Origin of the sequence: Virgibacillus sp. JSM 102003, assembly GCF_041949995.1 — a bacterium.
Taxonomy (GTDB): Bacteria; Bacillota; Bacilli; order Bacillales; family Amphibacillaceae; genus Lentibacillus.
Genome location: NZ_JBHFQH010000002.1, coordinates 95,809 through 115,413 on the forward strand (window position 1 = coordinate 95,809; position 19,605 = coordinate 115,413).

29 protein-coding genes are annotated in these 19,605 nt (G+C 33.8%); 26 read left to right on the forward strand and 3 right to left on the reverse strand.

Annotated elements, in window-relative coordinates; genetic code table 11:
• Positions 1 to 24 precede the first annotated feature (24 nt).
• The 11 genes from ACE1TG_RS02895 to ACE1TG_RS02945 all read left to right on the forward strand — a co-directional run bounded on the left by ACE1TG_RS02895 (position 25) and on the right by ACE1TG_RS02945 (position 6,397).
• On the forward strand, positions 25 to 429 hold the full coding sequence (locus ACE1TG_RS02895) for a hypothetical protein (RefSeq protein WP_375050857.1): 405 nt from the start codon (positions 25 to 27) through the stop codon (positions 427 to 429).
• 47 nt (positions 430 to 476) lie between these two features.
• Positions 477 to 830, forward strand: coding sequence for a hypothetical protein (locus ACE1TG_RS02900; protein WP_375050858.1), 354 nt, complete (start codon positions 477 to 479; stop codon positions 828 to 830).
• A 187-nt stretch (positions 831 to 1,017) separates the two neighbouring features.
• Positions 1,018 to 1,371: a hypothetical protein gene (locus ACE1TG_RS02905; protein WP_375050859.1), complete on the forward strand. Its 354-nt coding sequence runs from the start codon at positions 1,018 to 1,020 to the stop codon at positions 1,369 to 1,371.
• A 25-nt stretch (positions 1,372 to 1,396) separates the two neighbouring features.
• Positions 1,397 to 1,753 (forward strand): cupin, encoded by a 357-nt coding sequence (locus ACE1TG_RS02910; RefSeq protein WP_375050860.1) that lies wholly within the window; start codon positions 1,397 to 1,399, stop codon positions 1,751 to 1,753.
• Positions 1,754 to 1,890: 137 nt separating this feature from the next.
• The gene (locus ACE1TG_RS02915; protein WP_375050861.1) at positions 1,891 to 2,451 is read left to right on the forward strand and encodes a hypothetical protein; all 561 of its coding nucleotides are present in this window, start codon (positions 1,891 to 1,893) and stop codon (positions 2,449 to 2,451) included.
• A gap of 108 nt (positions 2,452 to 2,559) precedes the next feature.
• Positions 2,560 to 2,775, forward strand: a complete 216-nt coding sequence (locus ACE1TG_RS02920; protein WP_375050862.1) for a glycosyl transferase — start codon at positions 2,560 to 2,562, stop codon at positions 2,773 to 2,775.
• 116 nt (positions 2,776 to 2,891) lie between these two features.
• The gene (locus ACE1TG_RS02925; RefSeq protein WP_375050863.1) at positions 2,892 to 3,431 is read left to right on the forward strand and encodes a DinB family protein; all 540 of its coding nucleotides are present in this window, start codon (positions 2,892 to 2,894) and stop codon (positions 3,429 to 3,431) included.
• Positions 3,432 to 3,559: 128 nt separating this feature from the next.
• The gene (locus ACE1TG_RS02930) at positions 3,560 to 4,261 is read left to right on the forward strand and encodes a hypothetical protein (RefSeq protein WP_375050864.1); all 702 of its coding nucleotides are present in this window, start codon (positions 3,560 to 3,562) and stop codon (positions 4,259 to 4,261) included.
• Positions 4,262 to 4,458: 197 nt separating this feature from the next.
• Positions 4,459 to 4,659: a hypothetical protein gene (locus ACE1TG_RS02935; protein WP_375050865.1), complete on the forward strand. Its 201-nt coding sequence runs from the start codon at positions 4,459 to 4,461 to the stop codon at positions 4,657 to 4,659.
• A gap of 773 nt (positions 4,660 to 5,432) precedes the next feature.
• A complete protein-coding gene (locus ACE1TG_RS02940; RefSeq protein WP_375050866.1) occupies positions 5,433 to 6,035 on the forward strand; it encodes a CPBP family intramembrane glutamic endopeptidase in 603 nt (200 codons plus the stop codon).
• A gap of 122 nt (positions 6,036 to 6,157) precedes the next feature.
• A complete protein-coding gene (locus ACE1TG_RS02945; protein WP_375050867.1) occupies positions 6,158 to 6,397 on the forward strand; it encodes a hypothetical protein in 240 nt (79 codons plus the stop codon).
• A gap of 282 nt (positions 6,398 to 6,679) precedes the next feature.
• On the opposite strand, the gene ACE1TG_RS02950 is transcribed toward ACE1TG_RS02945, so the two are convergent.
• Complete coding sequence (locus tag ACE1TG_RS02950; protein WP_375050868.1) at positions 6,680 to 7,723, reverse strand: serine hydrolase domain-containing protein; 1,044 nt, start codon at positions 7,721 to 7,723, stop codon at positions 6,680 to 6,682.
• Between the two features lie 219 nt (positions 7,724 to 7,942).
• Complete coding sequence (locus ACE1TG_RS02955) at positions 7,943 to 8,671, reverse strand: M48 family metallopeptidase (RefSeq protein WP_375050869.1); 729 nt, start codon at positions 8,669 to 8,671, stop codon at positions 7,943 to 7,945.
• A 512-nt stretch (positions 8,672 to 9,183) separates the two neighbouring features.
• On the opposite strand from ACE1TG_RS02955, the gene ACE1TG_RS02960 reads away from it, so the two are divergent.
• From ACE1TG_RS02960 to ACE1TG_RS02975, 4 genes are all read left to right on the forward strand, one after another.
• Positions 9,184 to 10,173 (forward strand): quinone oxidoreductase family protein, encoded by a 990-nt coding sequence (locus tag ACE1TG_RS02960; RefSeq protein WP_375051084.1) that lies wholly within the window; start codon positions 9,184 to 9,186, stop codon positions 10,171 to 10,173.
• Positions 10,174 to 10,304: 131 nt separating this feature from the next.
• Complete coding sequence (locus ACE1TG_RS02965; protein WP_375051085.1) at positions 10,305 to 10,490, forward strand: universal stress protein; 186 nt, start codon at positions 10,305 to 10,307, stop codon at positions 10,488 to 10,490.
• A gap of 111 nt (positions 10,491 to 10,601) precedes the next feature.
• Positions 10,602 to 11,612 carry a DUF3231 family protein gene (locus ACE1TG_RS02970; protein ID WP_375051086.1) on the forward strand — a complete coding sequence of 337 codons (1,011 nt, stop codon included), beginning with the start codon at positions 10,602 to 10,604 and terminating at the stop codon, positions 11,610 to 11,612.
• A gap of 155 nt (positions 11,613 to 11,767) precedes the next feature.
• Entirely contained in the window at positions 11,768 to 12,124 is a 357-nt protein-coding gene (locus tag ACE1TG_RS02975) for a hypothetical protein (RefSeq protein ID WP_375050870.1), read from the forward strand.
• Positions 12,125 to 12,307: 183 nt separating this feature from the next.
• Here the strand turns inward: ACE1TG_RS02975 and ACE1TG_RS02980 are convergent, their stop codons facing one another.
• A complete protein-coding gene (locus ACE1TG_RS02980; RefSeq protein ID WP_375050871.1) occupies positions 12,308 to 13,333 on the reverse strand; it encodes a DUF3231 family protein in 1,026 nt (341 codons plus the stop codon).
• Between the two features lie 277 nt (positions 13,334 to 13,610).
• Here ACE1TG_RS02980 and ACE1TG_RS02985 point away from each other — a divergent pair, with 277 nt between their 5' ends.
• From ACE1TG_RS02985 to ACE1TG_RS03035, 11 genes are all read left to right on the forward strand, one after another.
• A complete protein-coding gene (locus ACE1TG_RS02985; RefSeq protein ID WP_375050872.1) occupies positions 13,611 to 14,288 on the forward strand; it encodes a VOC family protein in 678 nt (225 codons plus the stop codon).
• Between the two features lie 505 nt (positions 14,289 to 14,793).
• Positions 14,794 to 15,276: a DUF2975 domain-containing protein gene (locus tag ACE1TG_RS02990; protein WP_375050873.1), complete on the forward strand. Its 483-nt coding sequence runs from the start codon at positions 14,794 to 14,796 to the stop codon at positions 15,274 to 15,276.
• Positions 15,277 to 15,286: 10 nt separating this feature from the next.
• A complete protein-coding gene (locus ACE1TG_RS02995) occupies positions 15,287 to 15,508 on the forward strand; it encodes a helix-turn-helix domain-containing protein (RefSeq protein WP_375050874.1) in 222 nt (73 codons plus the stop codon).
• 94 nt (positions 15,509 to 15,602) lie between these two features.
• Complete coding sequence (locus tag ACE1TG_RS03000) at positions 15,603 to 16,025, forward strand: VOC family protein (protein ID WP_375050875.1); 423 nt, start codon at positions 15,603 to 15,605, stop codon at positions 16,023 to 16,025.
• Between the two features lie 49 nt (positions 16,026 to 16,074).
• Entirely contained in the window at positions 16,075 to 16,614 is a 540-nt protein-coding gene (locus tag ACE1TG_RS03005) for a GNAT family N-acetyltransferase (RefSeq protein WP_375050876.1), read from the forward strand.
• Between the two features lie 54 nt (positions 16,615 to 16,668).
• On the forward strand, positions 16,669 to 17,517 hold the full coding sequence (locus tag ACE1TG_RS03010; protein ID WP_375050877.1) for a nucleotidyltransferase: 849 nt from the start codon (positions 16,669 to 16,671) through the stop codon (positions 17,515 to 17,517).
• A 45-nt stretch (positions 17,518 to 17,562) separates the two neighbouring features.
• The gene (locus tag ACE1TG_RS03015; protein WP_375050878.1) at positions 17,563 to 17,877 is read left to right on the forward strand and encodes a hypothetical protein; all 315 of its coding nucleotides are present in this window, start codon (positions 17,563 to 17,565) and stop codon (positions 17,875 to 17,877) included.
• 181 nt (positions 17,878 to 18,058) lie between these two features.
• Positions 18,059 to 18,370: a hypothetical protein gene (locus tag ACE1TG_RS03020; protein WP_375050879.1), complete on the forward strand. Its 312-nt coding sequence runs from the start codon at positions 18,059 to 18,061 to the stop codon at positions 18,368 to 18,370.
• 66 nt (positions 18,371 to 18,436) lie between these two features.
• Entirely contained in the window at positions 18,437 to 18,730 is a 294-nt protein-coding gene (locus tag ACE1TG_RS03025) for a DUF5316 domain-containing protein (RefSeq protein ID WP_375050880.1), read from the forward strand.
• 59 nt (positions 18,731 to 18,789) lie between these two features.
• A complete protein-coding gene (locus ACE1TG_RS03030; protein ID WP_375050881.1) occupies positions 18,790 to 18,990 on the forward strand; it encodes a hypothetical protein in 201 nt (66 codons plus the stop codon).
• A gap of 49 nt (positions 18,991 to 19,039) precedes the next feature.
• Positions 19,040 to 19,597: a zinc ribbon domain-containing protein gene (locus ACE1TG_RS03035; RefSeq protein ID WP_375050882.1), complete on the forward strand. Its 558-nt coding sequence runs from the start codon at positions 19,040 to 19,042 to the stop codon at positions 19,595 to 19,597.
• Positions 19,598 to 19,605: the final 8 nt, after the last annotated feature.

Sequence of the window (19,605 nt, forward strand, 5' to 3'; positions counted from 1 at the left end):
CAAATAGGTTAAAAGGGGGAGTTTTTGATTAAAAAGTTTTTATATTATTTTATATGTACAGTTATTATTGGATTTATTTTTTATCTAGGAGCAAAGTATCAAGTTCGATTAGAAGAAGAGGCATCTATGACGTTTGAGTTAATGCCAGTTTTACTGTTTGCAAGTATATATCCAATCGTTATCGGAATGTTTTTACGATTGCCGAAGTTAATTATGGAGATGAAAGAAAAAAAGCAATGGACATTTGATTGGATTAAAATAGTCGCAATAGGCATTCCAACAATCTATATAGCATTATTGCCCATTTTGTCGACTACTGGATTGAACTTGTTGTTCGCAAAAGAATTGATACCAATGGGAACTACTACTTTGATAACAGTGGCTGGCATTGTTTTTGGATATGTTTTATTGGACAGTTTAAAGAAATAAAAGCTATTCAAGTAACTTATCAGGATTATGGAACAAGGGTGTATCAAATGATAAAAAAGAGGTTGATGTTATTTCTATTAATCGGATTATACCTGACTGGATGCTCGGAATTGTATTCAGAAAGTTTTAGTGGTTATTATGCAGGGGAGAGTGAAAATTGGAAGGTTGTTTATGATAGAGACAAAAACTTGATTGTGGAATACATTGGTGATGAGGCAATTCCACAAGGAAAAGTAGAGTTATCTAGGAAATATAAGGAAATGGAATTTACTACGCCATTTCACCTATCTGAAGAAGGAAAGAAGACTATTGATTCTCAGTTTAGTGAAGAACCAACCAGCTATGAAATTACTATACAGTGGGAGGAACATACCGAAAGTTTGAGCTTAAAAGTAATGTAAGTAAAGTAATTGCCTTATGTTCTTCAATTAAAGGGTGCAATAGTTTAACAAGGGATCGTCGATTATGGCGATCCTATTCTTATTTAAAGAATTATTGGAATTTTATGTTAGAATTAGTATGTGAATTAATGTACTTAAAGTAACGGAGCTAGTTAGTGTAGTAAGGATTCTTCTTGCACGAACAATTTTGGAGGGGATATTTATTAAAGTTTTTTCTTATTTATTAACCGTCTTAGGTGGTCTTTCTACTGTATTCGGCTTATTTCCTGTAATTTTTTTATACCCTTATAAGTTCAGTCAAACATCAGATTATTTAACATTTATATTTTTTGAAACTGAAGATAGATGGTTTTGGCAAATCGGAGTTATTGTATTAGTTATAGGAATAATTTTACTTTATAAAAACAAAAGAAAAAACACGCTAAGTGACTGTTTTAAAGTAACGGGTGCAAGAGTTAAACAAGGAGTTTGTACGAAGGCACCTTGTTCTTATTGTATTAACGTGACAGGGAAAGGGTTGAATTTGGCGAAATTAGTATAGTATCTAATGTTTTAGGAGGCACATAATGGAGTTTTATAAATTCGATAAAGACAGTGGGAAAGCAATTTCGAAATTCAATTCAAATTTTATTATGTCTCGTATTATCCAAACTGAAAAGGTTACTCATATAGGATGTATGCACTTAGAAGAAAAAGGGGTTATAGGCTACCACCAAGCAGTGACACCTCAACTTCTCTTGATTATGAATGGTGAAGGATATGTTCGAGGTGAGCCAGAAGAATATTTCAAAATTCAGTCGGGAGACGCTGTATTTTGGAAGAAGTATGAATGGCATGAAACTAAAACATATAAAGGGTTAACTGCTATAGTGATTGAAAGTGAAGAATTAAATCCATCATCTTTCATGCCTATGAAGAAATAGACGTTGTTCAACTATCGGGTGCTTTCCTTGAATAAGGGATTGCATCCTTGTTCAACTATAGCAGCAGTTTAGTTTTTTGCCATTTTGAAGCAAATGCAAAGTAAAGTTCGTCTTATAGTTAAAGGGGGACAAATAATATGAAGACATTTCATTTTTGGGGTTTAATGGTCGTTTTATTATTGTCATTATTAGGGTGTCAGCAAAATTCCGTATTGTCAGATGACCTTAATTCAAAAAAAGATTTACAAGGTTTTGTTGAACCTGAACCATCAGATTGGGTGAAATATACAAAACCTGTAAGAGAGTATATGTATCATAGAACTCAAGCAGTAATAAATAATGATATTAATATACTTTGGGAAAGGTACCCAGAATTAAAAGAGAATATTGATAGTGAAAAAGGAGTTAATGTAGAAAAAAATGAGGTTGAATCCTTAAATCACGGTTTTGACTTGGTGGATGCCAATTACAATATTGAAAGTTATGAACGAATTAAAGTGAATGCAATAAATGATAACAAAGTAACAGTTCTGGTTCACGGAAGCATTGTTTATTTGAGAGATGACTTCGACGAATCTGGTGGGGAATATTTAATGAAGGTCTTCTTAAAACAGAATGATAATCAATGGACCGTAGAAAAAACTGATGAATACACATTACCTGAATACAAAGAATGGTTACAAGAAAAAAATCAATAATGCCCTGTTAAACAAACGGGTGCGATTGTTTAATAAGAGTATTCGCTTCTTGTGTGCTAAATTAACAGAATAGTTTAAGAATCAAAAATGAATCAGGGGGAATGATTTATGAACAAACAAGCAGCGATATATTTTACTTTAGGGGGTATCATATTACTATTTAGTACACCTTTAGGGTACAACTTAGTTAATATCGTGTATCGAAATAAGAATTTAACTGGAGAATACGTACCAATTCTAAACGGTTTTATACATTCGTTGATGTTAATCGGTATCTTGGTATTTAGTATTGGAATAGTTACCTTCGTAAAAGATAAAAAATAATTATTGCATTAACGGGTGCTTTACTAGAATAAGTAATTGCATCTTTGTTTCACTAATGCCGCAGGATTGTGGAAGAAGAAAGTATGTTTTATGTAACAAGTAGGGGGATAATGAATATGGACGTACTTAATAAATTTAAAGAACTTAATACATTTAAAATTGAGGAAATTCAAGGATATTCACCACAAATTGGGCAGTTGGTTTCTATGATGGAATATGCTAGATTTACAACATTAAATGAGGTCCAAGGGTTAACTGTTGAGCAGTTAGATTTTTTGGCAAATGAAGAAGGTAATTCGATTGGTGCATTATTGCTACATATGGCTGCTGTTGAGTTTGGATTTCAAGTTGAGTTATTCGATAAGAGAAAGCCTAATAAACAAGAGATTGAAGAATGGGGGGCTGCCTACCAACTTGATGATTTAGGAAGAAATCAGATTAAAGGTAATCCTTTAGAGTTTTATATCGAGAAATTGAAAAAGGTTCGTAACAGAACTTTAGAAGAGTTAAAAAAAAGAAATGACAAGTGGTTATATGAAGAAGCAATTTGGGATAACAATTTATCCAATAATTATTTTATATGGTTCCATACCTTCGAAGACGAAATCAACCATAGGGGACAAATTAGAATATTAAATAAGATGTTACCTAACTAGGGTTATGATGGAACAATGTGAATTCTTCAACAAACGAGTGCAAGACTTTAATAAGGAGTTAGTACGAAAGCAGCAATTTAGTGTCATAAAGAGAATAATAGATTTTACCTCAAGGGAGGGGGGATTAGATGAAAAAGACAAACGGGTTAATCATTGGGGTTATTGTGTTATCGTTTATTATTGTTTGGTTTGCCTATCAAAACGTAACCGATGACACATATGAAGGTATGTCCATTATTCCTGAGCGGCGTGACATACCTTTATTTACTGGATTGGAACCTACTAGAAGCAATTATGTAATGGAAGGTAACCAATGGAAGGAAATTAAGAATTTTTACTTTAAAAAATTACCAAAGCGTGGTTGGAATGTTGTATATAAAGACACAAGCCCCAATAAAAATGGATCAGGCTTTATAACACGATGGCGTAAACATGGATTAGAGTGGGGATTATCGGTTTACAGCAGCTATTCTGAAACTAATAATCAAACAGAGGTCATATTTGACAAAACCCTAATTCATCATTCAAAAAAGTGGATTGAAAGCATTCCTAAGAACATTTGTATTTATAAAAACACAAATGATAATCAATGTGCAAAAATCAGAGATCAGGCTAAAATAAAGAAAGTTGTACAGTTCATTAATAATGCGATTGACTGGAAAGAAAAAATGGAGTCTCGCGTCAATGAAAGTGTGATTGTTGTTGGGGATATAAAAATAAATGTTCATTATGAAGAGGACAAAACAATTTACTTCCAATCAAAAAAAGGTCTTAAATCAATGAAACCTGACCCTGGTTTTTTTAAATTAACAAACTTGTCAGTGAAATAATTGTTATGTTTTGCACTTAAACTATAAGGTGCGATGGTTTAATAAGAGTTGGCTTATTTCACTAACGATGCAGAAAAGTTAAGGGAGTAATTTAAAGTTTTGTGTTAAACAGTAGTTCAAAACTAGGAGGGGTTAGATTAAAAAATTACAATGTTCTTTCAACCATCTGTTTAGGGACATTTATTATTTTGTTTTCTATGATGATAAATGGCTTTACTTTCGGTTCATTAGGTAAAATAGCAATAATCTCAATGTTCTTATTCCCATTATTAGGAGTCATTCTTGGGGTAAAAGGTAAAAATGGTGTTGGTAAATGGTTATTATCGTTACTTAATGTTATTGCACTTATCACAATAGGATATCTTCTTTTGCTTGGCTTCGGAATGGGTGAATCATAAGGGAAATATACACTTCATACTTTAGCAGTTGTTATTTTTCGTGAAGGAATAAACATTGATTTATTTAATACTGTTGTATTTACCAGTTTTATTCTTTCTCCCTTTATTTTACTTTATGGTTTGCCAGTAACATTCTTTTCTGACCTTATCACTAAGCGTTTTATGGGAGTCAAGAGGGCTTCGTTAGCATTCTTTATACATTTGCTGTTCGGTATCATTTTTGCACTATTAATCAGTCTATCAGGAGAAAATTTTAGAATAAGCTTTATTCGTGCTACAACTTTCGCATTCTTCTTTTGGTTAATAGACGAAGTATTGAGACGCTTCTTTACGAAGATTTCCGTTATGAATTACGAGCAATCAAAATCAATGAAAATTAAATATTGGATAGGTAGCTTCATTACTCTCTTTATAATAATTTTATTGGCTTTTACAATAGTTTCTTTATTGGAGGCTAATAAAGGATATAATCTTAACTGGGATGGGGTCATTTCTTTCAATGTTCTATATTCATTAGGTATAGCTTTAATATTCTCACCTATTGGGTACCTGGCAATTAAAACAATTTACTATTATAAATGTCAATCGAATTAAGTTTAATGGATTATTACTTAGTATTCATCTGACAAATTGTTTTCCAGGTCCATTTGTTTTTTCTGAAGTGATAGACTTAAAGTTAAGGGGCGACTGTTTAGTAAGAGAGCAGCTTATTGCACTATCGAAGCTGTTTAGTGTGAAAAAAGATGTTGTAGGTATAAGAAAGGCGGTGCTAAGTGAAGGTCGATATTAGAAAAGTAACTCTATTTATTGGAATAACATTTAGTTTAACTTTGCTTTTTCATTTTATAATTTCTTTTACAATTAATCCGAATAAATTCTTAGGGTATGCCATGGTGATACCTTTCCTTACTGTTGTTATAATACAAAAAATAATTTACAGGGAAAAAATAATTCCAACACTCGGTTTATCAATCGGACAATTCAAGTGGTATATCATTGCAATAATTATTCCTATATTACTGTCATTTAACATTAACTGGACAATCGAACAGTTTTTTAAAATGCTGCTGATAGGATTTACTGTCTCAACACTATCAGCATTATTAGAAGAAGTCACATGGCGTGGTTTTTTATGGAACGAATTGATTCCTGTAAGTAGACTTAAAGCTTACATTATTACTGCTCTCATTTGGTCAACTTGGCACATTCCAGTGGCTGTTTTATATAAGTATTCAGACGATATATTTCTTAACACAATAGTATATTGTGGACAATTGTTTCTTTTTTCCTTTGTTATCAATTGGCTTCGAGAGAAATCAAATAGTGTAATTCCAGCAAGTTTATTCCATGGTATGCTTAATGTGTTTTATTTTTAAGTTACAAATTAGGTGCCTTTCATTCCCTCAACTAATATAAAACTTGGCGAATGGCAAGTTTTATAATATAGGGTAGCTTCGGCTATATATGTAAAAATTTCGAGGAAGGGAGTATGAATAAAATGAAAAAAAAGAAGAAACTTAAGGATTCTGAATGGGGACTAAGCATGATGGCTCTAGCGGCATTCATCGGGGGTAGTATTGGAAGTCAAATCATATTTTTTCCTGATGTGCCCCATCTACCTTCTATATATGGATGTTTGACCGGCTCTGTATTGTTGGTGGCTGGCAATGCGATTTACGTGTTTTATAAAAGAATGAAACATAATGGGGCGGATAACAAAAATCAAAATCACAGGTAGTTTTACAACCCCTTAATTATCAAGGGTTATTTTTACAGAAAATAAATAGCTTCAACCCAACAAAACAAGTGGTGGCAATTAAGGATTTTTTAATAAAGAAAGTTAAAAGTAAGGCATTTATTCGCTAATATGAAGAAACGGATTTTAATATAATACAAGAGTAAAATAAAGAGGAAGGATGGGCTAGTTAGTAGAAAACCAATTTAATAACATTCAGAAATCTGACCCTTTACGGTTTGGCCGTTAATATTTATTCCTGATTAACTCCCGTTATTTGTATTTTTATGACTTCATAGACATGGCAAGTCGCATCACCATCCGTACAGGAGTTGCGGGGTTTTCCATTTGATTGACATCTCCAATAAAAAACATATCCTTTTCGGGATAGTAAAATGCTAAAGAACCTGTTGAACCAGAATGACCAATTAACTCACCTTTTCCCATAAAAAGTGTAGCAAGACCATTCAGTGGAATTCTCATATATCCAGCGCCGTAATGAATTGGAAGCATAGAAGCCTGCAACCTGTTATTTACTTTTAGTTCATGAAATATACTATTATTAAATAACTTTCCTCTAAAGAAAGCCTTGAGAAATACCATTAATTCACGAGCTGTAGAAATACAACCGCCACTCGCGCGACTGCTTTTAAGTAGTTTTGGACGGTAGAGTGCAGTGTCCTTATAATAAACATGCGGGACAAAATCATCCTCATTTTGAGGGAGATAAGTATTTATAAGCCCAAGAGGGTCGAAGATAAATTGTCTAAATACATCTTCCAACGGTGAATGAGTGACGATTTCAATTATTTTACCGAGAATTTCAAAGTTTATGTTTGTGTAATGAGCTCTTTTTCCCATCCCCGGTGCAAAGTGTGGCTGGATTTTCTTTGTCTCTATGATGGATTCATTAAAATCAGTTAGCACATCCTCATAAATAGCACGTTTTTTCGACTCATTACTGCCTTCCTCAATGGCATCCCGCAATCCACTTGTTTGAAATAATAAATTCGAGATTGTAAGTTGATCAGAATACTCTTGGCCTTTGTAAACATGAAGATTACTTATTGTATCTTTTTTTAAGTATTTGGTTATTTCATCGTCCAGTGACAGGTTTCCCTGATCTCTCAAAATAAAAATACAAGTGGTTGTGAACAGTTTTGTTATACTTGCCATAAGAAATGGTGTATCTGTATCCCTGCCCCCATACCCAAGACTGTATGAAACATCTCCACTTGAATTTTCTATGAGAAGAACAGATTCATGTATTTGCTTTTTCTTTGTAACGTCTCCGAAAATTTTTTGGACTTTTTGTTTTGGAATATCCATATAACACTCTCCCTTGTTTTTAATTATAATAACTAACATTAACGTATATGTCGTAAATAGTTAATAATACTGGGACCGATTTTCACTCCAACTTAAGACTGACTTATTATAAATACAGAAACCTTGCATGAAATTTTTTGGAGAATAGAACCGGATAAGTAATAATAATTTATATCGAAATTAAGAGCATGACACCAATGAGATATCATGCTCTATTTTTCATCCGACGCAATGCAGGGACATGCCATTTACACGGAGCCATTCTTTTCGTTTTTTATAGTCTGGCATAACGGACTTAATTATTTTCCAGAATTCGGCTGAATGATCTTGAATTTTAAGGTGTGCAAGCTCATGTACAACGACATAATCCAATACTTTTACTGGTGCCATAATCAATCGCCAGTTAATGTAAATATCACCATCTGGCGTACAAGTTCCCCACCGTTTATGCTGCGTACGTAAATTCACCGATTCTGGTGTGACATCCATCAGCGTTTGGTAATGCTGGACCCGTTCCTGGAGTTTTTTAGCACCATGTTGGCGGTACCATTGGATAAGTTGCTTTTCTAACGTTTCTTGAACCTGACTTTGCTGCCAGTTTTTTGGAACGGTTGCAATGAACCTGCCTTGGTACAAGGAAAACTCAGCATTCGTAACAGCCTCGCGTTGGACTTTAAGGCGATAGTTACGTCCTAGGTACGGAAGCTTTTCCCCACTGACAAATTCCTTCGACTGAATGGATGCCTCAACCTGATTCAGTTCTTTTATTTTATTAAGAATCCACGGTGCTTTCTTTTTAAGTAAGTCATTAAGATCCTCATCATCAAGATCATCAGGTGAGTACACTTCGACCCCGTTTACGATAGTTACAGATATTTTCAGGTCTTTACGATTTTGGCTGTAGCGTATGTAGTTGATCGTTGTTGTTCCGTAGTTTAGTGTGGGCATTAGGATCACGAACCTTATAGTTGTTTATAGGTTAATGATAGCACCGAAATCTTTTAATTAGAAGTATTAAAGGAGTCTATATCTAGAATAAGTTTAAATAATAATTTTGATTAAATAAGTTCATCGGGAAATTCAAAACCCTCCGTTTCCTATCACAAATATTAAAAATGTAATGTAAAATGACCATCAATTTCTGTATGCATATGAGAATTTTGATGGTTATTTTTTGTTGGTTTAATAGTGTTTTCTTTATAATATGCACTAAAATTGTAGTGATATTTGTACCCCTTTTTGTTAAATAACAATAGACAGTGTACGTCTACATTTTGACCTACAAATACGAATACAAATTGGCATGCATAAAATTATGAATAAATTGGAAATTACTCTATTTTCGCTTGATTTTACAAGTTATTCAGAATATTTATGTTAAAATATAGATATTGTGAACGATTACACTTGAACTAAATGACTTGATTGTTGAATAGGAGAATGTGAATATTTTGAAGGGAATGAAGAATATGAAGGCTGTAGTTCAAAATGAATATGGAGATGCTGATGTACTTAAATATACTGATGTTGAAAAACCAAAAATAGGAGAAAACGAAGTCTTAATAAGAGTAGCCTATTCGAGTGTAAATTACGCAGATATAAAAAAGCGTTCAGGAAATAAAGGAAAAGATAATTTCCCTCTAATATTAGGGTTGGATGTTTCAGGAATAATTGAAGAAGTTTCTCCTAATTCCTCATTTTTAAAAGGAGATAGGGTGATAGCTTTTCCAAAGAACGGTTCATATGCAGAGTATGTAGCAGCAAATGAGCAATTAGTTTTTAAAATCCCTCATAACTTTCCGCTTGAGAAAGCTGCGACTATGCCAACAGTATCTATTTTATCTTATATTCTTCTATATGAAATTGGACAGGTTCAAAAATCAGATACCCTAGTTATACATAGTGCAGCTGGTGGTGTGGGCTCAATGCTTGTACAGTTAGCAAAGTTAGCTGGCATTCAAAACATTATTGGAACAGTTGGAGATTTAGATAAAGAAAATTATGTGAAAGAATTGGGAGCTGATACAGTATGTACCTACGAAACATTTACAAAGGAAGTATTAAAACAGACAAACTATCAAGGTGCTAATATTATTTTTGACTCTGTTGCAGGTGAAGTTAGCGGTGATAGTTTAGATTGTTTAGCATTATTCGGAACGCTTGTCCAATTTGGCAATAGCAGTGGTAAAGTTGGTACCTTTAAAACAAGCGACGTACATAGTAGTTGCAGGAATATTAAAGGTTTTAGTTTAGGAACAACTAGAAAGCATCATCCAGCACGTTTAGCACCTGTTGCAGAAAAAGTCTTGAAGCTATTTGATTCGAATGAAATCACTCTCCCTGTTGCACAAGTCTTCAATTTAAGTGATGTTGCAAGAGCTCATAAACTAGTCGAAAGCCGCAGTTATGAAGGAAAAGTTTTAATTAAAATAAATCATAGTCTTTTGTAGCTTTAGTTGAAGAAGCCTGAAGAAGCAATTGAAAATAAATAAAAGAAAAATCTCAGTTTAAAAAACCGAACTGAGATATTTTATTTTTAATTACATATATCACTACAAAATGCAGTTCAATTCGTTATGCAATTTTAGGTACATTAGACTCTCAAAGGAATGCAGGAGATAAGCTTTGCGAATATGCTGAAGATCATGAGATGGACCTAATTATTGTTGGCAGTCGTGGTCTTGGCGGAGTGAAAAAACTTCTGCTGGGAAGTGTAAGTACAAATATTGTTCACCATGCAACGTGCCCAATTTTAATAATTAAATAAACTATTAACGTATCACCAGCTCATTCATTTGTGGGCTGGTTTTTGTTTACATAAAAACCCCTTCATATGGAAAAAGTAATATTATATTTATACTAGTAGGAGGTGTAAGATATTAATAACGAGAATCAGAAATTAACCTCATCGGAAATTACACAATTGTGGGCTGCTTACATGAATGATAGTGCACTGGAATGTAAATTGCAATATTTTTTAGCGAAGGTATCTGATGGTGAAATTCAACCCCTTGTACAACAGGCATTGGATTTAGCTCAATCACAATTGATTAAGCTAAGGGAGATATTTACTAAGGAGAATTATCCGATACCTTATGGGTTTAATCCATCTGAAGATGTTGACGTTAATGCACCGAAATTGTATTCAGATGATTATATCTTACGTTACCTGTATCAAGGTTTACAAATTGCATTACAGGCATACAGTATTAGCCTGTCAATGGCTGGAAGGGTGGATATATTTAATTATTTTTCACAGTGTGTTTATAAACAAACCGGATTACTTAAAACGGTGATAACCGTGCTGCAGTCAAAAGGACTATACATCAATATGCCATACCTGCCAGTACCGGAAAGCTATGATTTCGTAAAAAGCCAAAACGCTTTGACAGGATATTTCGGGGAGAGGAGACCATTAGCTGGTTTTGAAATTGTTAATCTGTTTGGTAATTATCAACGAAATGCGTTAGGATCGGCTACCATGATTGGGTTTAGTCAAGTGGCAAAGAATACGGATGTACGGAAGTTTTTGGTTAGAGGTAAGGAAATTTCTCAAAAACATTGCGAAGTTTTTGGGTCCATTTTGCATGAGGATGATGTTCCTGCTCCAGCAAAGATGGATGATTCTGTTACAGATTCTACAACATATACATTTTCGGATAAGTTAATGATGTATTATTGTACTGGTCTTATAGCGCTTAGTGTCGGTTATTATGGAGCTAGTATGTCAATGAGTCCTAGAAGGGATTTAGGTACTACTTATAATAGGCTATTGAATGAAATCTTAAAGTACGCTGAAGATGGAGCAAACATCATGATTAAAAATCAGTGGCTTGAAGAACCTCCGAGGGCTCTGGACCGAGACGAATTGGCAAAGAAGAAAAAGTAAGTTGTGTGAAACGAAAATCGCCAGTTGAAACAAAGAGGAAATGTTTGTCATCTATTTGTTGTCGAATTCTCACCAATTTCTAATTTTCTTCAAAGCATTCTCTTACATTTCTTGACTATGATGGTATTAGTCAAATAGAAGAGGAGAAAAAACATATGAAATCACTATTTATGACTACAGCTGCAGGAGCACTACTATTGTCTGCAGGAAGTATAACCGATGCCGGTGTATCACCAATAGATAAAACAAAAAAGTCAAAAGCGAATGTTGAAGTAACGGAAAAAAGTCATCAGGTTGAAGTGCTGCCTGAATTCACTGTATTAGATGAACAGGTAGATTCAGATGATTACCAGGCTCAGGTCATCGAGGATAATAAACAGACGCGAGTTATTATATTAAAAGATGAAGATGGCCACGCACAATATAAAAGTGTTTATGTAAAAAATTCAAATGTACTCGAAGTTATTGACCTTGATCAAGGTATGGTTTTCAAAGGCGTCATAGCAGATTGAACTTTGAGGTACTGCAAAAGAATATAATGTAAAGGACCATCAAATTAAATGCTTATTTGGTGGTCTTTTTGGATAGGAATAATCACATTGGATATGCGTCTGCAGTAAACAAAATAAAACAGTTTCAGCAACTTGATAATACCATCCAGCTAATATAACTTACTCTTTTTCACTTAATTTATATTACAGATCTGGCTTATTTTTTATTGCTAACTCATCCCTATCTGAAGCCATGGGCGGCTGTTCTAACCATCTATTTTGAATCATAATATTAGCCCCGTCCTCAGAATATAATTGAATTTCTGCTGAAAGTTTGTTATACATGATACCTATATCTACTCTTGGACTTTGTGCTAGACCAGTACCATAATACCCGATACTTAATGTTATTAGTGCAGATATATAAAACATCATGATTTTATCTGAAAAAGTTTTATTTGTACTATTTGTTATCTCTGTATCCCAAGTCATAGGTACAGTGAGATAATTTTCCTCTAATTTAATTCCAAATGATTTAATATGGTTTCTAGCAATTTTTAGCCCTCTTAAAAAGAATTGTTTAACATCTTTATCCTGAGCCACCTGACAAAATCCAACTAAGGTAGCTGTACCTAAAGCATTTCTTTGCAGATTAGAGTACAGATTGGATACTTCTAATGCAATTAGAGGTCTTTTTTTTCCAAACATATCCCAAAGAAACCTTTGTTCTATAACAAATTCATTATGTTCTATATTTGGGAAATAGGGAGCCCTTATATATAGCCCTTTTGACAACAACAGATCCTTAGCCATTTTGTATAATTGCTTTGTTTCCCATAGACATTCCATATAGAAATCGGTAATGTCTTCTCTTACAGCTACTGATAAACTACTTGAATAAGAAGTTAACCCAATTTTAGCCATGTTATGAATGAAATTTAACACATAACTATCCGAATACAATCGTGGTGCAGTTAAATTGACATCTTCTTCAATCTTGAAACCATGTGGAATGGCGTGTTTCTCTTCATTAAAAATAGAGGTTATTTTTTGTATATGTACTTCAGATAACTTTAAAGCATGTTCAATAATAGGTTTGATCTCAGTATCCTCAGCTTTTTCTGCAAAATAAGTTAGCATACATATACTCGCACTATCGTTTAAATATTGCGTCCAAAGTTGCCCCAACTCAGCAGAAGACAGTCTGATCTGATTCTCTTTTCCTTCCATTTATTTACCTCCAAATCGAAACGCTTACTGTTATACTTTCCACTATTGATATATACATGTAATAATGTGTTGATTATTTTAGATTGGGTAGAGGGGTTCTTATTTAGCAAACAGTAACTAATCAGCCAAATATATAAGATTTCAAATAGATAAAGGTTCGTGAAATAACCAGTAATTATATCTTGTGATTAAAATTCATTATTTTATTTATTAGCATAAATGGATTACATTGTATATACAGGTTGTTAAAAATTTATTAAAGGAGTTTTCTAAAACAATGGAAATTAAATCAGTAACTTTATATACGGAAAGTATTAAAGAAATGAGAAAGTTCTATGTTGACTGTTTCGGGTTCCCTTTAATTAAAGAAAGTGAAAACAGCTTTCGAATTGTAGTTGGTTCAAGTGAATTGGAATTTACATCAGAACACGTAAATGGTAAACCCTATTACCACTTTGCTTTTAATATTCCATCTAATAAATTTGATGAAGCAAAATCATGGGTCAGAGAAAGAGTTAGTTTAAATGTAGAAGATAGCGAAGATGAAGCAGATTTCTCTCATTTTCCTGCACATGCACTATACTTCAATGACCCTGCTGGTAATATAGTTGAGTTCATTTCAAGGTATTCTATATCTGAAGAAATGGTAGAACCTTTCTCAGCTGCTAAGGGTGTATTAAACATTAGTGAAATAGGGCTGACTGTAGATAATGTAATCGATGCAGGTGAAAAGCTAATTGATATTGGAATTCAAGAAAGAGACAATCAACCTTTAAACTCTACATCACTTAATTTTATGGGTGATAACTCAAAAGGAATTTTTATATTACTTACTCAGCCAGAAAGACGATGGATATTTTCAGATAAATTATCTGCCATATATCCCCTTGAAATAATAACAACTAATAATGATAGAATTGCAATTAGCTCTAATAATTTGTTAGAAGTTAACTAGGAGTAACGGATTCAGTTTTGGAAGAGAAAAATACTAATAACACTAGAAATCAGATAATAATTAGCATGTATTCTGCCCCTGTTGTTGAAGAATTCATTTGGTAACGGAATGAGGATTCGGTTTACTGATTTGGCGGATCCCCATTCCGAGTTTCAATTGTTTATTCCCTTATTGATAATCCTTCCAGTTTAAGTCACAAACTACAAAATCCCATAAAACTTATTAGAAATTCAGTAGTATGGTCACATGTGTAATTCATCACCAGTATTCCCATTCACACTTCATCACTAACTGGTTTCAGCAGTAAGGCTCCCGTTCATTTTTTCCATTAGATTTTTCGCAATAGGCAATACCAGCCCTGTAAATGGACTTGACCCAATGGGAGTAGTTATAAAAAAAGACTTAATACGATAATAATATATTAATAAATGTCAATTATTTATTGAAATTCAATAAATAATGTATTAATATTGAATTACTAATAATTTTAAATGAGGTGCTTTTTATGAAACGAGGATCAACACTCTTTTTAAGAATAGCTGTTTTTCTAATAGGAACTCCAGTCCTTGCTGTGTGTATATTTGGCTTATCCAGGTTTGACCCAAATTCACTATATTGGCAATCTCCTGAGCTGGCAAATCTGCAATACCCAATATTAATCGGAATGTATGCTGCAATGATACCGTTTTTCATTGCTTTGTATCATACTTTAAAACTTTTAGGCTATATCGACAGGAACGAAGCTTTCTCGGAACTATCTGTTAAGGCTTTAAAGACTATAAAATACTGTGCAATCACAATTATTGTTCTGTATATTGTAGAGATACCATTCCTATATCTTCTTACAAAGGCTGACGACGCACCAGGGATAATAATCGGAATGGTCGTTATTTTCGCATCAATGGTGATTGCAGTTTTTGCTGCTGTGCTCCAAAGACTTTTACAAACAGCTATTAATCTAAAATCAGAAAATGATTTAACGGTCTGAGGTGAATAACATGGGAATTATAATTAATATTGATGTAATGTTGGCTAAAAGGAAAATGAGTGTAACAGAGCTTTCGGAGAGGGTTGGAATAACAATGGCAAACCTTTCTATTTTGAAAAATGGAAAGGCAAAGGCAATCAGGTTATCAACGTTAGAGGCAATATGTAAGGCCTTAGATTGTCAGCCTGGAGACATTTTAGAATACAAAAGTGACGAAGATATTCAAGGATAATCTCCTAATAAGATAGCAATTCTGAAGAAATCAAATCTATATTATTATGCTATTATAAAAAAGAATAAATAATAAATTAAGGAGTTGACTGTTAATGACATTACGAGCTATCCCTCATCTGATGTTTGATGGAAATGCCAAGGAAGCGATCCAATTCTATCAAAAGGTATTGGATGCGAAAGTCCTTTCTATTCAAACATATGGAGAGATTCCTGAGTTTCCCGGAATGTCATTCCCAGAAAAAATCTTGGACCTAGTGGCACATGCAAGGTTAAAAGTTGGTGAAACAGATATTGCTATTTACGATTCTCCGGGGTTTTCTCGTCAAATAGGAAATCAAACAGCTATTTATCTGACAACAAATGATGTGGAAAAAACCAAACAAATTTTTGAAGCCTTGCAACAGGATGGAAAAGTCATCGGTCCTTTGGAGGAAACCTCCTTCACCCCAGCCCAGGGTTATTTAATGGACAAGTTTGGAGTAACATTCACTATTGTAACTGATGCTCAAAACTAATCAGAAATGGAGTGTAGCAATAGGTCCTACACTCCATTATCATTAAGGAATGGCGCAATTCTTTAAGTGGAAAGGAATGTTGAATTTGCCAATCACCTCCGAAAGACTGTTTTTTCGTCCATATACTGATAATGATTTTGAATTTCTTATGTCTTTATTGTCAGATCCAGAGGTAGTGAGATTTATAGGCAATGGAGAAACAAAGGATATAAATAGTGGACAGGATTTTCTGAATTGGATATACAGTACATATGAATTCGGCGAAGGTATCGGATTATTGGTTTTAGTTGATAAGGAAGATAGGACTTTAGTTGGGCACGCGGGTTTAGTACCACAAACGATTGAAGGTAATGAGGAAATGGAAATTGGTTACTGGATATCTCGTAGACATTGGGGAAAAGGGTATGCAACCGAATCAGCCAAGGCACTCTTGGAATATGGAAGTAAACTACTTGATAAGAAAAGGTTTATTTCACTAATTCAGCCTGATAATGTGGCTTCCATAAAAATAGCGAAAAAATTAGGAATGGAATTAGATAAAAACATTGTATCAGGCGGACAAGATGTACAAGTGTATTCCACTGTATAATGAATGTTATTCATGCTAAGGAGCAGTTAACTGATAAGTTGAAGGGGAGATAAGTTGACTAATATAAAAAATATTGGACGCTTTTGCCCGGTCGATGAGAACGGGTTTATATTAAATGATGCAAGTTTTAAGAAGATTAAACCTGATTTTAAAGTGCTAATTGAGGAAGTGACACAATACTACCAAACTCATTTGGGGTTGGATTTACATAGTATATATATAAGAGGTTCCGTTCCTCGTGGGTTGGGTATAAAAGGTGTTTCAGACTTAGATACACTAGCGATTACGAATAAAGCCACTAAAGAAATAGACAATGGATGGGTCGACAAAGTTGAAAAAGAATTAAACAATAAATTTAGCTGTGTAAATGGAGTTGAATTTAGTTTCTATCACATTGACGATATAGTAGAGACGACTACGTTTTCTATCATACCTTTCATGATTAAGACCCATAGTGTATGTGTATATGGGGATGATTTAAGCGCTCATTTACCTAATTATAAAGCAGATAAAACACTTGGTAACGAACATCTTATGAACCTAAAGAACCAAATTGAACAAGCAAAAGAAGATCTTGATGGTAATGACGATCTTGAAGATATTTTGGATTGTTGCGGCTGGATTATGAAAATCATTGTTAGGGCAGGGCTTGCACTTGTAATAGAAAAAGAATATCAATATACAAGAGACTTATTCCCAGCATACAAGATATTTTCTGCGTATTATCCAGAGAAGGAATTTGAAATGAAACAAGCATTACAATATGCAATCAATCCGGTAGGAAATGTATATGAGTTAATCATTTTTTTAGATGATATGGGAAATTGGCTGATAAGTGAATCCGAAAAATGGCTGCAGGTTCATAATCCTAAAAAGGTGAGTCATATGGAACTAAACTTTTAGAAAAGCCTAAACAGGTTAAGGAAGGAAAATACTAGGGGATTAATTATGATTGGTTGGCTTAATGTTGGCAGCCTCGCGCTTGGGCTAATTGCATGGATACTTCCAGCTATTAATCTCATGCAATATAAAAATCATGACCATAGGAATTGGGTAGTTCTTTCTGTGATGAGCATAAGTGCTTGTGCTATTTCGCTGAGTTTTCAGGTTTTTTATACCAATCATCTAGTGAAAATTGAGGATTGGTCTGCTCTTATGGACACAACAGGTGCTGTGGCTTTCGTCTCAGCAGTTCTTGTTATCGTTACTATTATATTAAATGCAATTACTCTGATTTTATATCGTGGCAAAATAGCTGAGTAGGATGTCAAATCGCAGTTTATAAGGTTGAAATAAGTAATTCATAATCAGGAAATGGAAAACCGTTATTATTAATTAACGGTCTTTTGTATTGGTAAGTAACACATCCTTTTAAAGAAAATTCTGTTTAATTGAAACCTTTTTCCTTATGCTTCGTAGGAAATAAGAGAAGGAGGGGGTATATGTGAAGAAGGTTATTGGCTTTTCATTATTATCTTCAATCGTTATTGGATTAATTATATGGGCTGCTAGTGTAATCATTTCATTTTCATATAGTGAGTGGAGTTTTTTAATTGGTCTGGGAATAACGATTATAATTTACTTTTTTAATAGTAGTGGAGGGGCATTATCAAAAGCTGCAACTTTTGAAGCAAGTGAATCAAGCTGGAAAATACAAGAAAGCGAAGAGATGAAAATAGATGTGGGTGTCGTATTTTATGGTTCACTTCTATACACAGTTTTTAGTTTGGTCTTGGTGGTTATTAAGTATTTTTAACAGCTACTATAAGTTAATAGTCCGAAAGAGGAGAACACGATTGAATCAAAAAGGGAGGGGGTTACGTTGTTAAAATATCTGGGCATTGGTGTAATCTTTACCATTATTGCCCTGGTTATCGGCGTTTTCACTGGTGACTGGAACTTATTTTTTAAACTTATAGCTGCATCTGCAGTTATTCCCTTAGTATTATCAGGTTTGTTAACAGGAGCTTTTGTTGATGGTGACAGAAACAGAGCTAATTATCATACCGGGACCAAAAAAGACAGACAGGACAAAAACAAATGGGTTACCAAATTACTAATAATTGGTGTCCCCAACTTTAGCTTATTAATCATTTTAATCATACTAGGTTTCTAGTCGACCACTGTAAGGTCGGCCGTTTTTTTATAATATGTGGGGTACATATGGAGGTTACTATGGTTAAGTCTTTGAAGGGGCAATTTATCATATCAATAGCAGTTGCGATAGGTTTTCTGATTACTTCATTTTCTTTTATTGAATTTAGTGGTGAAGGAATAACTCTGTTTAATAAGCGACTTTTTTATTTCGCTATGATTCTATCGGTTTTTAATGCAGGATTTTTGACACAAAAGTTTTTCCATAAGCATAAAAAATAATCCGTATACAGGCGTTTAACATGTAAGTAAAGGTTGAGGAGAGAGTTCTATGAGTAATTACTGGGTTGTTTCACCAGTTTGTCCGAAATGTAAGTCGAAAAATACATATGACATTAGCCAGGAATACAAGCATACGGATCCTGCACCATTACAGCCGATTACTATAGGTAATGCAAAATATCATTGCAAGGATTGCGGTCATGAATGGAAGAAGTACAGAGGGCGACAAGTTTATAATCGGATTCAGGTTATTGATATACAAAGTGGTGGGTATATGGATTATGGTTCTGGTCAAAGGTTGAGGATTGACCTTAGGAGCAGGCGAGTTCGAAAAGCGCTTATGTTCGGTGAGTTTAACGAATTTGATCAGATTGCCACAATAAGTGAGGAAAGTATTGAATGGCTGCTAACTGAATTGTATAAATGTGATTTTGTTAACTGGGCGGAGGAGTATAACCATAATGGTGTTTTGGACGGTTCCTATTGGCGGTTAACTGTCGAATATGATACACATTGTGAAATTAAGATTGGCAGTAACCATTATCCAAAAAAGTGGGCGAAGTTTTGTAAAGCTGTTTCGAAGGTTAGTGGGGAGGACTTTTATTAAATAGGCGC